11 protein-coding genes and 2 tRNA genes are annotated in these 14463 nt (G+C 50.2%); 4 read left to right on the top strand and 9 right to left on the bottom strand.

The window, feature by feature from the left end:
- From ONT08_RS01330 to ONT08_RS01320, 3 genes are all read left to right on the top strand, one after another.
- On the top strand, positions 1-1815 hold the full coding sequence (locus tag ONT08_RS01330; protein WP_418331769.1) for a chloride channel protein: 1815 nt from the start codon (positions 1-3) through the stop codon (positions 1813-1815).
- Between the two features lie 80 nt (positions 1816-1895).
- Positions 1896-2990, top strand: coding sequence for a methionyl-tRNA formyltransferase (fmt, locus tag ONT08_RS01325; RefSeq protein WP_264958886.1), 1095 nt, complete (start codon positions 1896-1898; stop codon positions 2988-2990).
- A 37-nt stretch (positions 2991-3027) separates the two neighbouring features.
- Positions 3028-3600: an L-threonylcarbamoyladenylate synthase gene (locus ONT08_RS01320; RefSeq protein WP_117586152.1), complete on the top strand. Its 573-nt coding sequence runs from the start codon at positions 3028-3030 to the stop codon at positions 3598-3600.
- A gap of 186 nt (positions 3601-3786) precedes the next feature.
- Here ONT08_RS01320 and ONT08_RS01315 read toward each other — a convergent pair.
- The 9 genes from ONT08_RS01315 to rlmN all read right to left on the bottom strand — a co-directional run bounded on the left by ONT08_RS01315 (position 3787) and on the right by rlmN (position 10537).
- Positions 3787-3862 (bottom strand) — tRNA-His (locus ONT08_RS01315).
- Between the two features lie 34 nt (positions 3863-3896).
- Positions 3897-3972 (bottom strand) — tRNA-His (locus ONT08_RS01310).
- Positions 3973-4050: 78 nt separating this feature from the next.
- Entirely contained in the window at positions 4051-4446 is a 396-nt protein-coding gene (gene secG / locus ONT08_RS01305) for a preprotein translocase subunit SecG (protein WP_006846337.1), read from the bottom strand.
- A 36-nt stretch (positions 4447-4482) separates the two neighbouring features.
- Positions 4483-5262, bottom strand: coding sequence for a hypothetical protein (locus tag ONT08_RS01300; protein ID WP_022121009.1), 780 nt, complete (start codon positions 5260-5262; stop codon positions 4483-4485).
- Positions 5263-5367: 105 nt separating this feature from the next.
- Positions 5368-5889 (bottom strand): LptE family protein, encoded by a 522-nt coding sequence (locus tag ONT08_RS01295; RefSeq protein WP_264958883.1) that lies wholly within the window; start codon positions 5887-5889, stop codon positions 5368-5370.
- On the bottom strand, positions 5886-7250 hold the full coding sequence (locus ONT08_RS01290; protein WP_119236360.1) for a sigma-54 interaction domain-containing protein: 1365 nt from the start codon (positions 7248-7250) through the stop codon (positions 5886-5888). Before ONT08_RS01290 ends, ONT08_RS01295 begins: the two co-directional genes overlap by 4 nt.
- A 161-nt stretch (positions 7251-7411) precedes the next feature.
- On the bottom strand, positions 7412-8509 hold the full coding sequence (locus ONT08_RS01285) for a PdxA family dehydrogenase (protein WP_254972864.1): 1098 nt from the start codon (positions 8507-8509) through the stop codon (positions 7412-7414).
- Between the two features lie 8 nt (positions 8510-8517).
- The gene (locus ONT08_RS01280) at positions 8518-9453 is read right to left on the bottom strand and encodes a DUF4837 family protein (protein ID WP_264958880.1); all 936 of its coding nucleotides are present in this window, start codon (positions 9451-9453) and stop codon (positions 8518-8520) included.
- A 16-nt stretch (positions 9454-9469) separates the two neighbouring features.
- Positions 9470-10537, bottom strand: a complete 1068-nt coding sequence (gene rlmN / locus ONT08_RS01275; RefSeq protein WP_022121005.1) for a 23S rRNA (adenine(2503)-C(2))-methyltransferase RlmN — start codon at positions 10535-10537, stop codon at positions 9470-9472.
- A gap of 136 nt (positions 10538-10673) precedes the next feature.
- Between rlmN and ONT08_RS01270 the strand changes: the two genes are divergently transcribed.
- On the top strand, positions 10674-14456 hold the full coding sequence (locus tag ONT08_RS01270; RefSeq protein ID WP_264958878.1) for a DUF4922 domain-containing protein: 3783 nt from the start codon (positions 10674-10676) through the stop codon (positions 14454-14456).
- The last annotated feature ends 7 nt before the right edge of the window (positions 14457-14463 follow it).

The raw sequence follows: 14463 nt of genomic DNA, 5'->3' as shown, positions 1-14463 counted from the left end.
ATGGATGAAGAAATTCTAGATTACAACGAGCAGAAAGAGGGATGGGTCAGTAAGATGGTGGATTGGCAGAAAAAACATATTTCTGACCGCCAGATGACCCTTATCCTGGCTTTTATCATCGGCCTTCTGGCGTCGGTGGCAGGATATTTCCTGCACGGCATTGTGCACGAAATACAGTTGCTGCTCACTTCGGGATTTAACAAGGGCACCTATAACCTGCTCTTCCTGCTCTTCCCGATTGTGGGCATTTACCTCACCATGCTCTTTATTAAATATGTGGTCAGAGATAATATTTCCCATGGTATCACCCGTGTGCTTTACGCCATCTCTACCAAAAATTCCAAGCTCAAGGCCCACAACTGCTGGTCATCGGTGGTGGCATCAGGTGTCACCATCGGTTTTGGTGGTTCCGTGGGAGCCGAGGCTCCTATTGTGCTCACGGGTTCGGCCATCGGCTCAAACTTGGGACAAATCTTCCGCATGGACAAGAAAACCATGATTCTGCTGGTGGGCTGTGGCGCCTCTGCAGCCATTGCTGGAATCTTTAAGGCGCCTATTGCCGGACTCGTGTTTACGCTTGAGGTGCTGATGGTAGACTTGAGCATGGCTTCCTTGCTGCCTATCCTTATCAGTTGTGTAACAGCTACTTGCTTTACCTACATCCTGATGGGCTCCAAGAGCCTTTTCGATTTTACGCTTACCAATCCGTGGGCGCTCGACCGCGTGCCTGCCTGCTTGTTATTGGGCATCTTTTGCGGTTTGGTGAGCCTTTATTTCATGCGCACCATGTCGGCATGCGAGGGTTTCTTTGCCAAGCTTTCGCCTTATCCATACGTAAAGCTGCTCTTTGGTGGACTGATTCTGAGTTCGCTCATCTTCCTCTTCCCTTCGCTCTATGGCGAGGGATATTCGGCTGTCAACGTGCTGCTGAAGGGACAGAATGTGGAAGACTGGGGGCAGGTGATGAGCCGTTCGCTCTTCTACGGGCACAACCAGCTGCTCATCCTCTACATCGCCTTGGTAACCTTTACCAAGGTTTTTGCCACCTCGGCCACCAATGGTAGTGGCGGATGCGGTGGTACCTTTGCTCCTTCGCTCATTATCGGAGGTTTTGCCGGTTTCCTCTTTGCGCGCCTTTGGAATGTGAATCAGGTAGGTGTTTATGTTCCTGAGCAGAACTTTACACTGATGGGGATGGCGGGCCTCATTACGGGCGTGATGCATGCACCGCTTACGGGCATCTTCCTCATTGCCGAACTCACGGGCGGCTACCAGCTCTTCATGCCGCTGATGATAGTGTGTATCTCTTCGCTGCTCACCATCAGCATCTTCGAGAGTCACAGCATCTACGCCCTGCGTCTGGCTAGAGAGGGCAAGCTGCTCACCCACCATATTGACAAGGCTGCGCTCACCCTGCTGGGCATGCAGGATGTCATAGAGAAAGATTATCATCCGGTAGGTCCGGATCTGCCGATGAGCAAGTTGGTGAGTGAGATAAGTCGCAGTAACAACAACTTTCTGCCTGTTTTGGATCAGGCGGGTGTGCTGTTGGGAGTAATAGATATTACGAAGATTCGCCACATCATCTTCCGCACAGAACTGTATCAACATTTCACCGTGCGTCAGCTGATGATGCAGCCTTCTGCCGTTCTTACCGAACATGACAGTATGGACGAGGTGATGCAGAAATTTGATAAAACCGATGCCGCCCAACTGCCAGTGGTTGATGTGGCAGGCGTACTGAAGGGTTACATCAGCCGTACTAGAATCTATTCCATGTACAGGCAGATTGTAGCGGATATGTCGGCAGAGTAGGAGTTTTAAGTGAGGAGTGAAGAACGATGAGTGAAGCATTCAACGGCTTTGCTGGTTTTATTTTAAAATATTAGTGTTTTATGGAGAAGAAGGATTTGAGAATTGTTTTCATGGGAACACCGGAGTTTGCGGTAGAATCCCTCAAGTGCCTGGTAGAGGGCGGTTATAACGTGGTGGCTGTGGTTACCCAGCCTGATAAACCGGTGGGCAGACATCAGGATACGCTGCAACCTTCGCAGGTTAAGCAGTATGCCGTAGAGCATGGTTTACCGGTGCTGCAGCCTGTAAAGATGAAGGACCCTGACTTTGTGGAGCAGTTGCGTTCTTATCAGGCTGACTTGCAGGTGGTAGTTGCTTTCCGCATGCTGCCAGAGGTGGTTTGGTCGATGCCGAAATATGGTACTTTTAATGTACATGCAGCCCTCCTTCCGCAGTATCGCGGTGCGGCGCCTATCAACTGGGCAGTGATTAATGGCGAGAAGGAGACGGGTGTTACCACCTTCTTCCTCGACCACGATATTGATACCGGTCGCATCATCCTGCAGAAACGTTTTCCTATTCCGGAGACGGCAAATGTGGAGTATGTTTACGACGGGTTGATGCATCTTGGTGCTGAATTGGCGCTGGAAACCATTGATGCGCTTATCGCTGCCGATGGCAATATCGGTTCCATTCCTCAGAGCGAAATGATAGGACAGGGTGCCGAACTCAAGCCGGCTCCGAAAATCTTCAAGGATACCTGCCGCATCGACTTCCACAAGCCTGCCAAACAGGTGTATGATTTCATCCGCGGTCTTTCTCCATACCCTGGTGCATGGACTGAAATTAAGAAGAAGGAGACAGTAGTATTCTTTGACGATTCTAAGGGAGATGATGATTACGTGAGGTTCCCTGAGCCTACTACTCATCCATCCCATAAGCAGAGTACACAGAAAATTCAGGTACTTAAGATATTTTCTACCCGTCTTTCATGTATGAAGCGTGGTGATGCGCCTGTGGGATCGCTCCGCGTTGAGGGGAAGTCGTTGCAAGTTGCCTGCCTTGATGAATGGCTCATTATTCAGGAGTTGCAGCTCAGTGGCAAGAAACGCATGGATGCTTCTGCTTTTCTCAATGGTATGAAGGACATAGCTTATTATGAGTGTTTGAAGAAAGATGTTAGTGACGATTTTTAAGATTCAAAAGTTTTTTGATTTTTAGTTTTATAGTATTATGACTGTAGAAGAAGACATCAAGCGTGCTGTAGAGTGCATGCGAAAGGGTGGAGTGATACTCTATCCTACAGATACCGTATGGGGCATAGGATGCGACGCCACCAACCCTGAAGCGGTAAAGAAAGTTTATGAAATAAAGAAACGTGACGATTCTAAGGCGCTTATCTGCCTGATAGATTCTGCTGATCGCATGGCGCGTTATTTCCGCAATGTGCCACAGGTAGCATGGGATTTCATCGATGCTGCCATGCCTGTAAAGCCTACTACGGTTATTCTTGATGATGCGAGTGGTGTGGCTAATAATCTGGTAGCAGAGGATGGAAGTCTGGCGATGCGTATAACCTATGAGCCTTTCTCCAAACAACTCTGTTACCGTTTTCAGAAGCCTATTGTAAGTACAAGTGCTAATGTGAGTGGTGAGCCTGCTGCACAGAATTATTGCGACATCTCCGAGGAAATCCTCAATGCTGTAGATTATGTTTGCTGGAGCCGCCGTCAGGAGCATAAACCTCATCAGCCTTCCAGCATCGTTAAGATTGCTAAGGATGGTGAAGTGAAAGTAATCAGATAAGTTTTCAATTCATCCTTATATGAAATGCCTGCTAGAGGGATATTTTCTTCCCTTAGCAGGCTTTTTTGTATGTTTTCAGTCTATAATATACTATTGCAATTCGTTTATATGACAAAAAAGAATTCCGCTCAATACGGATATATAACAAGAAACCCTGCAAGAAATGAATCTTGCAGGGTTTATCTTGGGTGGAAGGTGGGACTCGAACCCACGACATTCAGAACCACAATCTGACGCTCTAACCAACTGAACTACGTCCACCATATTGGTTATGTTTTGCTTTTTCTAAAATAGTTGGGTGGAAGGTGGGACTCGAACCCACGACATTCAGAACCACAATCTGACGCTCTAACCAACTGAACTACGTCCACCATATTCTTGTTAAGCGGGTGCAAAGGTACGAAAAAAAAATGGTTCTACCAAATTTTTTCGTACCTTTTTTCTTATTTTTTATTTTGCAGGGCTTGTTGGAACAACTGGAGCTGCCTTCTGGGCATCTGCACCAGCTGCAGGAACAGCCTTCTGAGCACCTGCTGCTGCATCCTTGCTAGCACCTGGCATAGCAGGAAGAGCGGTCTGCTCCTGAGTGGCTCCCTCCAAAACACTGCTTTCGCCAGCTGCCTGAGGGGCTACATAAGCACATGCCACGCTGATGACAACCAAGGCTGCAGCGAGGCCCCATGTTAATTTCTCAACAATGTCAGTGGTCTTGCGAACACCCATGATTGAGTTGGTTGAAGAGAAGTTACTTGCAAGTCCACCTCCCTTTGATTCCTGGATGAGCACGATGAAAATCATCAGGATAGCTACCAGGACGATTAATACTACTAATAATGTGTAAGCCATTTTTTAAAACTAGTTTTATTTATTTATTATTCTTCTTTATTTCTTCTTGCTGTTCAGCATCAGTTTCTCAAGGAATCTGAGCTGGTCAACATAATATCCGTTCTTGTCAGGATGCTGCTGATGCAGGCGGCTGATGATTTCGTAAGCTCTCTGATACTTGCCCTGCTTGATGTAGATGCGGGCGAGGGTTTCGGTGAATACACCGCTGTTTTCCTCTTCGCCATCCTTGCCGGAATCGGTCTGAAGTTCTGGAGTAAATTCTGGTTTGTAATCTTCGTCCTGCTGGATTTTAGGCAGTTTGAAACCGCCATCCTCCATAAAGTCGTCGATGAGACTCATGGTGCGCGAAGTATCTTCTGGCTCCTGCTGATCTTCGGTCTCCATGAGATAAGCCACATAGTCTACAGCCGCGTCAGCAGGTGTAGGCTTACGTTTCTCCTTCTTCTCTTCTTCGTCTTCTTCCATAGGAATGGATCCCAGGAAGTGGTCGATGAGGTCGCTAGTACGGTCTCCGTGTTTTTCTGCTCCTATTCCTCTTACGCCTTGCTGCTTGTTGGATTCAGCCTCTTCAGGGGCGTTTTTTATCTGATAGTGGGCTGCCTCTACCATCTCGAAGATAATCTTACGGTCGGTGATGTAGATGGCTGCACGGCGCAGTTCTTCGTCGAAACTCGGGTCGTGGAGCAGGTACAGATTCTTCAACATTAGCAGGCGTGCCGTCTGATAATACGGATATAAGGCCAAGAGGGCGCGCAAGTCGTAGAGCGTCTCTCGGTTCATTTCCTCCGGGTGTTGTATCAATCTGCTTAATTCCACGATATTTTTACTTTACTTTATTTTACTTTGAACATTGAGTTTTGAACTTTATGATTAGTAAAGCCGTTGAATTCTTTACTCTTCACTTTTCGTTCTTCACTTACTTTACCAGTTAGCTACCGTAGCGTTGAATATCTGGTCTACTAGGTCTTTGATAATCTGGGTTACCAGTTCTTCCTGCACCGAGGCAAGGCTCTGAGTGGTGTCGTAGGTCTTGGCAGATGTAAACTGCTTTTCGAAGTCCTCGGCATGGTTCTTGGTGTTGGTGAAACGTACGTTTACGGTGATACTGAGCTCGGTCTGTGCTGAGTATCCCTCAGAACTAACCGACTTGTTGCGCTGAGAATATTGGGTGATTTCGCCCTCTATCTTCAGATCTCCGTTGCGTGACACCTGTATGAGCTGGGTGTTGCTGGCAAACTTATCCTTGAGTTCGTTGTTGAACATCGGACCCATCGGACCCCACACATACGAACTTCTGATAGGGAAGTCGGCTATCTGTATGGTCTTGGTTTTGGTGTAGTCGATGCTGGCACCGTTGAACTTGTAGCTCACGGAGCATGCTGCCATGACCGCCAACATCAGTGTGACTCCTATTATATATAGGTACGCGCGTATATGCTTCATAACTTATATTTGTTAATCTTTCTGTACAGAGTTCTGTCGGAGATTCCCAGTTCTTCTGCCGCTTTCTTGCGGTTTCCGTTGTTTCTCTCCAGTGCCTTTTCTATCATCTGCTTGCTAAGGTCGCTGAGGTTCAGATTCTCGTTTTCTTCCTTGATCTCCTCAATCTCAGCATCCTCGGTTTCGGGTTTGTAAGTGCCCCTAATGCCACCTGTAGCTATTTCCTGACGGATGTGTTGTAGCTCGTCGAGATCGGTAATCGGAGGTACGGAAGATACCGGAGAAACCGATGGAACGGATGATACGGACGGAACCGGAGAAACCGATGAAACCGGAGATACGGATGATACTGGAGCTACCTGGGTATTCGGCTGAACCGGAGAAACATATCCGCCTGTACTGCCCAACTGGCGTGCCTCATCGAGTTGCTTGCGCAGGCTGTTCATCTCACGTCTCAGGTCGCTCACGTTGCCCCTCAGTTCGTAGAGAATCTTGTATAGCAGTTCGCGCTCGCTGGCGTAGCTATGGTCGTCCTTGCCATCCTTCTGTATGGTGGCGAGCTGTGTAGACTCCTCATCTCTCGGAATAAACTGGGTGAGGGTCTGTGCATCGATTTCTCTTTCTCGGCTCAGCACTGACATCTGTTCGGTAATGTTCTTGAGCTGTCTCACATTTCCCGGCCACTTGTATTTCAGCATAATCTGCTTGGCCTCATCTGAGAGTGAAATCTTAGGCAGACGGTATTTTTCGGCCATCTGCATGGCGAAGAGGCGGAAGAGCAGGAGGATGTCATCGCCCCGCTCTCTCAATGCAGGCATCTGTATCGGGATGGTGTTGAGGCGGTAGTAGAGGTCCTCGCGAAAGCGGCCTTCGCTCACAGCCTTGCGCATGTTTACGTTGGTGGCTGCCACGATGCGGACATCCGTTTTCCTTATCTCAGTTCCACCCACGCGGATGTATTCTCCCGTTTCGAGCACGCGTAGCAGTCTTGCCTGCGTCTGTATCGGGAGTTCACCCACCTCGTCGAGGAAGATGGTACCCTTGTTGGCAATACCGAAGTATCCTTCGCTTTCGCCTATGGCTCCAGTGAAGGAACCCTTCTCATGTCCGAATAGTTCGCTGTCAATGGTTCCTTCCGGAATGCTTCCACAGTTGATGGCGAAATATTTCTCTCTGCGGCGTGGCGAATTGTCGTGAATCACCCTTGGAATGATTTCCTTACCCACACCGCTCTCGCCGATGATGAGCACGGAGAGATCGGTCGGCGCTACCTGTAGGGCTACGTCGAGCGCATGGTTCAATCCGTCGCTATTACCGACGATATTGTAGCGTTGTTTTATCTTTTGTAGTTCGGAAGTATCCATTTAGCTGCCAAAATTACTCATTTTTTCTGAATTATCTGCATTTTTTTTAAATTTTAACGTTCGGGAGGTCTGATTACAGGGCAGATTTGCCTTTTTTGCGTCATCTGCCCTCCCGAATCTTTCTTTATTCCGCTTTTTCTCGGAAATAGGGAATCTTTCTCTTATCCCTTTTTCTTAGGGATGGAGAATCTTACCTTCTCGCTCTCGTCACGCTTCTCGTGGTAGAGTTTAGGCAGTGGATTCTCGTAGGCCTCATCATAGTCTTCGCGGTTGCAGAAGGCATCCAGCGCCAAGTAGATGGCGTGGCGGAAGGAGATTGCATCGGCTTCGTTGCATCCCGTGATGCTGTAGCTAGGAGTGGTGTTGGCGGCGGTGTGCACGAGTGGCAGACCGGCAGTAAAGAGTACGCCATCCTCGGTGTAGAGAGAATGGAACGGGGTAGTAGCCTGATCATGATACATGGCCATGATACCGTCGAACTCTACGAAATGGCCGTTGCCGAAGAACTCGTCAGCAGGGTAAGGACCAAAAGCTTGTATTTTCTGCTCGGCAAGCTGGTCAATGGCTGGGATGATGATGCTGGCTTCCTCTGGTCCGCAGCTCTCCTCACCGTTGTTGCTAGGATTCAGGGCGAGCACGGCGATGCGCGGGTTGGTAATCATGAAGTCTCGCTTCAGTGATGTGTGCATCTGCTTCACCTTCTCGATGATGAGCTCCTGGGTGATTGTTGCCGGCACGTCCTTGAGCGGAGTCTTTCCGGTTACGGATGCGATGCGAAGGTCGCCGCCGCAGAGGATGGAAAGGCCCTTGGCACCTTCGCCCAGGCAAGTTTCAATGTATTCCTTGTGGCCCTTGAACTGGAAGCCCTCAAATTGTGCGTTCTGGTTGTTTACCGGTGCGGTAACGAGCACGTCGAAGAGCTCGTCGCGGTAGTCGGTCATGGCTCGGTCAAGTGCCTTGATGGCTGCCGTACCCGATTCCTGAGTAGGCATGCCCATGTCAACCTTTACCTCCTCGTCTACGGCTGGCAGGAGGTTGATTCTTCCGTCTTCAGCATCTTCTGCTTTCTGGATGATGGAGAACTGGGCAGGCAGATTCATCGCCTTGCGGTAATAAGCTGCCACTTTAGGCGAACCGTAGATGATAGGGGTACAATACTCCAACATCTCTGGCTCACTGAATGCCTTAAAAATGAGTTCGTATCCGATACCGTTGGTATCTCCGTGAGTGATGGCCACTCTAATCTTTTTGCTGTCCATTTATCGTTTTATTTTATAGTAGAAATCGCAGCTTCTAGCTGCTTGATTAATATTTTCTTTTTCATTTCGGGTGCATAGACGAAGCCGATGATGAAGATTTCATCCCCCGTTTTTCTCAGGCGGATGCGCCTCATCACGTAGGGGCCTCCCATGGCGTCGCCCTTCATCTCCCAGAGTCCTTTTTCTGAAAGGACCGGGATTATCATGTACATGCTGTCGGTTTCGCCGGGCATGTTTGTGCGGAGCATGCTGTCAATCTGCTGCTTCTCTTGAGCAGGAAAAGCATCAGAATTGGCTTTCCCTCTTCGTTCTTCCCTCTTCACTTTCATGAGGATGAGGTTCTTCATGCCCGAACTGGCGTTGTTTGAAATCCAAATGAAGTTCCCGGCCTTCTTGCTTGCCTGCATTTCGGCAGGGATGTTCATGCTGATGCCGAAGTTCTTCTTTACCAGCTGCTGCATCTCGCGGTTCTGCTTGCTCGGGTTGGTGGAGATGATGGAGACGAGGTGCTCCAGTTCAGTCTCATCTACGAGCTGGCGCAGTTTCTCGGGGTTGAGTTTCTCTCTGAGTTGCTGCGGCGAGCGGGCTGAGATGCGGATGACGGTCTGCGGTGAAGCATTCTCGTTGCGGCTCAGTCTGACAGAGAATTCCGCTGCCGGGATGTTCACTACGATGCGAGTTCTTACGAGCAGGTAGCTGCCGTGGATCTTGCCCTTCTTAACCTGGATGAGCCGGCAGAGCGGTTCGGGTTGGGGCAGGGCAGGCACCTCTTCCGTCAGTATCTTCGTAACGATGCTGTCGGTATCTCCCTCGAGCACCACCTCGTAAGGCTGTCCTGTACTCTTGGGCAGTTTTCTGTTTCTTCCTCCTCCCGGGCTGCAACTTGCCAGAAAAAGGAACAAAAGACAGCCGGCAAGTAGGATCTTTAAAGATTCTCTAACCATTTTTCCCCACCTTTCCTTACTTATTCATCTTCTCTTCATCCTCGTGCTCACGGATTTCTCCGATTTTCTTCGAGGTGCTGAGCAGACCGCAGGCGGCGTAGATGTCCTGGCCGCGGCTGGCACGGATGGTGGTGAAGACACCATGCTGGGTGAGGTAATCACGGAACTGCTCCATCTTCTCATCATCCACACCTTGCAGAGGAATGTCTGGAATTTGGTGGAAACGGATCAGGTTGAAGCGGCAGTCAAGTCCCTTCACCAGTTTGATGATGGCCTTGGCATGCTGCATACTGTCGTTTACGCCCTTAAAGACGATGTATTCGAAACTCAGGCGGCGTTGATGAGAGAAATCATAGTTCCTCAGCAGTTCTACTACTTGCTCAATGCCCATGCCCCTTTCGGCAGGCATCAGTTCAGCGCGTTCAGAAGGGATAGGGTCGTGCATGCTGATGGCCACATGGCAGTCGCTCTCTTCCAGGAACCGCTTCAGTTTGTTCTTCACGCCCACCGAACTTACCGTGATGCGCTTCGGGCTCCATGCCCAGCCGTAGTCGGCGGTGAGAATCTCTGTGGCGCGCAGCACATTGTCGAGATTATCCATCGGCTCGCCCTGACCCATGAACACGATGTTGGTAAGCTTGTCCACCTCCGGCAGCGAGTAAATCTGGTTCAGAATGTCGCCTGCAGGCAAGCTGCCCTCAAACCCCTGCTTGCCGGTCTGGCAGAACAGGCAGTTCATCTTGCATCCCACCTGCGAAGAAACGCACAGCGTGGCGCGGTCTTTGTCGGGGATGTAAACCGTCTCGACAAATTTGCCGCTTCGGGTAGGGAAGAGGTACTTGATGGTACCATCCACCGAATGTTGCGCATCGGAATATCCGAAGCATCCTATTTCGTATTCGGCAGCGAGTTTGGCACGGTTCGCCTTCGAGATGTTGGTCATCTCATCAATGCTCTTCACATGCTGCTCATAGAGCCACTTCGCCATCTGCCCACCGGTGAAGGCGGGCATGCCTAAGTCCTTTGCCACCTGCTTCAATTCGGCAAGTGTAAGGCCCAAAAGATATTTTTTTTCATTATTCATACTGCAAAGATAGTGTTTTTTGCCGAAAAATTAGTATCTTTGCCACATATTTTAATATAATAAGATAAAATAAAGATAAAAAACACAGATTTAGCCCCCCGAAAAGGGCTGAAATGAACAAAAATAACGTAAGAAAATGAGAGAAAAAATAGACCTTTTCTTGCCTTGCGAATACATCGACGATGCGCAGAATGCCTTGTCGGTGCTTCATGAGTACAAGACTGTACAGCATATCCACTTCCTGGTGAGTGCTGATTTTGCCGCTCATCATCAGGTACCCGAAGGATGTACGTTTGTCATCACCGACCGCCTGGAAAGCAGTAACACCATTGTCAGCATCGCTGAAAATACAGATGCCGACTACGTGATGATCTGTACCCGCCACACCACCATAGGATGGGGAAACAACACGCTGGAGCGATTCCTCAGAGTGGCAGATGATACGGATGCCGTCATGGTTTACGCCGACCACTACAAGATGGTGGAAGGCAAAATGGAGAAACATCCGGTAATTGACTACCAGTCAGGTTCTTTGCGAGATGACTTCGACTTTGGAAGCCTCTGGTGCATCAAGGCACAGGCGCTGGCCGACTACATCGCCCAACCCGACCGCGAAGAGTATCAGTTTGCCGCCCTCTACGACCTCCGTCTCTATCTGAGCCGTGTGGGCGAAATTTTCCATCTCAACGAATTCCTCTATTCAGAAGCCGAACTTGACACCCGTAAGAGCGGCGAGAAGCAGTTTGACTATGTAAACCCGCGCAACCGCGAGGTGCAGATTGAGATGGAAAAGGCATGCACCCAGCATCTGGGCAAGGTGGGCGCCCTGATAGACACCACCTTCTACCGCCAGCCCGACTTCGGTGAGCAGGATTTTGAATACGAGGCATCTGTCATCATCCCCGTCTTCAACCGCGAAAAGACGGTGGCTGATGCCGTGAAGAGTGCGCTGGGACAGAAGGCTAACTTCAAATTTAACGTCATCGTGGTAAACAACCATTCTACCGACCGCACCGGCGAAATACTGGATGAACTTAAAGCCGACAACCTGATACAGATTGTGCCGGAGAGAACCGACCTGGGAATAGGCGGATGCTGGAACGAAGCCATCAACAGCAGTTTCTGCGGAAAGTTTGCCGTACAGCTTGACAGCGATGACCTCTATTCTTCACCAAAGACACTCCAGAAGATAGTAGATGCCTTCTACAAGCAGAAGGCAGCCATGATTATCGGTTCGTACCGCATGTGCGACTTCGACCTCAACACCCTGCCACCGGGACTGATAGACCACAAGGAATGGACCAATGAAAACGGATGCAACAATGCGCTGCGTATTAACGGATTGGGTGCTCCGCGCGCCTTCTTCACTCCGCTGGTCAGACAGATCCAGTTTCCTAACACCTCGTATGGTGAGGATTATGCGCTCGGCTTGGCATTTTCGCGCCGTTACCGCATCGGCAGAATCTACGACGAACTCTACCTCTGCCGCCGCTGGGGAGGTAACAGCGATGCAGCCCTCAGCGTAGAGAAGGTGAACGCCAACAACCTGTATAAGGACCGCCTGCGCACCATGGAACTGAAGGCACGCCAGCACCTGCTGCAGGGCAAGGCCGACATTATGGAAGACAGCAGCATCTCGCGTTTCTTCAACCGTCAGCTGGAGGTTTGGACCGATGCGCGCCACCGCTTCCGCGACCTCAAGCATGTAGAAACCCGCCAGTTCTCCGACCAGCTGAAACTGCAGTGGAACCCAGCCCGCATCGTAAGTACGGGCGCCAAGATAGATAAGAAAACCCTGGGCGAGCGCCCTTGTTTCCTTTGCGACAAGAACCGTCCTAAGGAACAGATGTCGAAGCAGATAGACGAGAAATTCCATCTTCTGGTGAATCCGTTCCCGATTCTACCAGTCCACTTCACCATTCCGGCACGCAAGCATCAGCCTCAGCTCATCTACAAAAACTACGGCGAGATGCACCGCTTCATCAGTCTGCATAGCGACCTGATGGTGTTCTACAACGGTCCGAAGTGTGGTGCATCGGCTCCAGACCATCTTCATTTCCAGGCAGGAACCAACGGCATCCTTCCTCTTCAGACCAACTGGCAGCGTCTCTCCCGCAACCTGACCGACATCATCTCTCTCAATGATGAGGAGAAAATCTCTGTGGTTCGCGACTTCATCGTTCCCGCCTTCGTCATCATCTCGAAGAGTGCTGAGAGCGATGAGGCCCTCTTCCGCCGTCTCTACAAGGCAATGCCTCAGCGTGGCGACGAAACCGAACCGATGATGAACATCATCTCCTGGCGCAAGGGCGAGGAATTCATCAGCGTGGTCATTCCGAGAGAAAAGCATCGTCCGGAAGCCTATTTTGCCGAAGGCGACGCCCAGTTTGTGGTTTCGCCGGGAGCACTGGATATGAGCGGACTCATCATCACCCCTCGTGAGGAAGATTTCCGAAAGTTGACCGAGGAGAAAGCACTCTCGCTGCTGCAGGAATGTGGCGTTTCGGAAGAAAAGATGAATGCCATCATCGCTAAACTGAAGGCATCTAAGGATGCCGAGGATGCAGCCGAAGCCTCTTCCACCTTATATAATAAAGGTAAGCAGCCCGACGTAACGGTGGGCATCGTGAGTGCGCAGAAGATTCATTTCTCGCTCAACAAACCTTATCTTGCCAAGGGCGAAAAGGTGCTGGGCGAACAGGTGGTAGAATTCTCAGAGGGCGGTGTGCTCTGGAACGGCAACCAGTACAGCCAGCTCACCTTCCATCCGCAGAGTGCCGACGCCTCGTTTTCGCTGAGCAACGTAACCATCGGTGTCAACTTCCACTGGGAGCGCAAGGAAACCCAAACCTTCCTGGGCACGCTCCGCTTTGTGGTAGAATCAGATAAGATTGTGGCAATCAATGAGTTGCCTGTAGAGAAATATCTGGAGAGCGTCATTAGCAGTGAGATGAGTGCCACTTCGAGTCTCGAACTCCTGAAGGCGCACGCCGTCATCTCCCGTTCATGGCTCCTGGCACAGATGAAGAAGCGCCGAGAGGTGGCTGAGAGCGGCAACAACTTCTTCTCCTTCACCAAGAAGGAAGATACGCTCATCCGCTGGTACGACCGCGAAGACCACACCCTCTTTGATGTATGTGCCGACGACCACTGCCAGCGCTACCAGGGCATCACCAAGGAAACATCGCCCCATGTAGCTGAAGTCATCCGCCAGACCAATGGACAGATTCTGATGGACGGCGAAGAAATCTGCGATGCAAGATTCTCGAAATGCTGCGGCGGAATAACCGAGGAATTCCAGTATTGCTGGGAGGACACGCCGAAGACTTATCTCACGGCGGTTCGCGACATCGCCCTGGGCGTGGAACATACACTGCCTAATCTGACCAATGAGGAAGAGGCTGAGAAATGGATCCGCTTCAATCCGCCAGCTTTCTGCAACACGCAGGACAAGAAAATCCTGTCAGAAGTGCTCAACGACTATGATCAGGAAACCGTCAATTTCTACCGCTGGAAGGAAACGCTCAGCCAGGAGAAGTTGCAGCAGCTCATCGCTGACAAACTGAAGATGGACCTGGGTGCCATCCTAGACATGAAGGCCGTGGAGCGCGGCAAGAGTGGAAGAATCAGCAAGCTCCAGATTATCGGAACCGAGAAGACCTTTACCATCGGTAAGGAACTCGAAATCCGTCGTACGCTGAGCGACAGTCATCTGCTGAGTTCAGCCTTTGTGGTGGATAAGTATGATATGGATGAACAGGGAGTGCCTCAGCGTTTCGAACTCATCGGAGCCGGTTGGGGGCATGGAGTAGGCCTCTGCCAGATTGGTGCTGCCGTGATGGGCGAGCAGGGTTATCATTATGATGCCATCCTGTTGCACTACTATCAGGGTGCTGAAATCAAGAAACTTTATAAATAGTGATGTA

The organism is Segatella copri (assembly GCF_026015465.1).
Taxonomy (GTDB): Bacteria; Bacteroidota; Bacteroidia; order Bacteroidales; family Bacteroidaceae; genus Prevotella; species Prevotella copri_E.
Note: the sequence above shows the minus strand (reverse complement) of the source record. Positions and strands in the feature narration are given on the sequence as shown.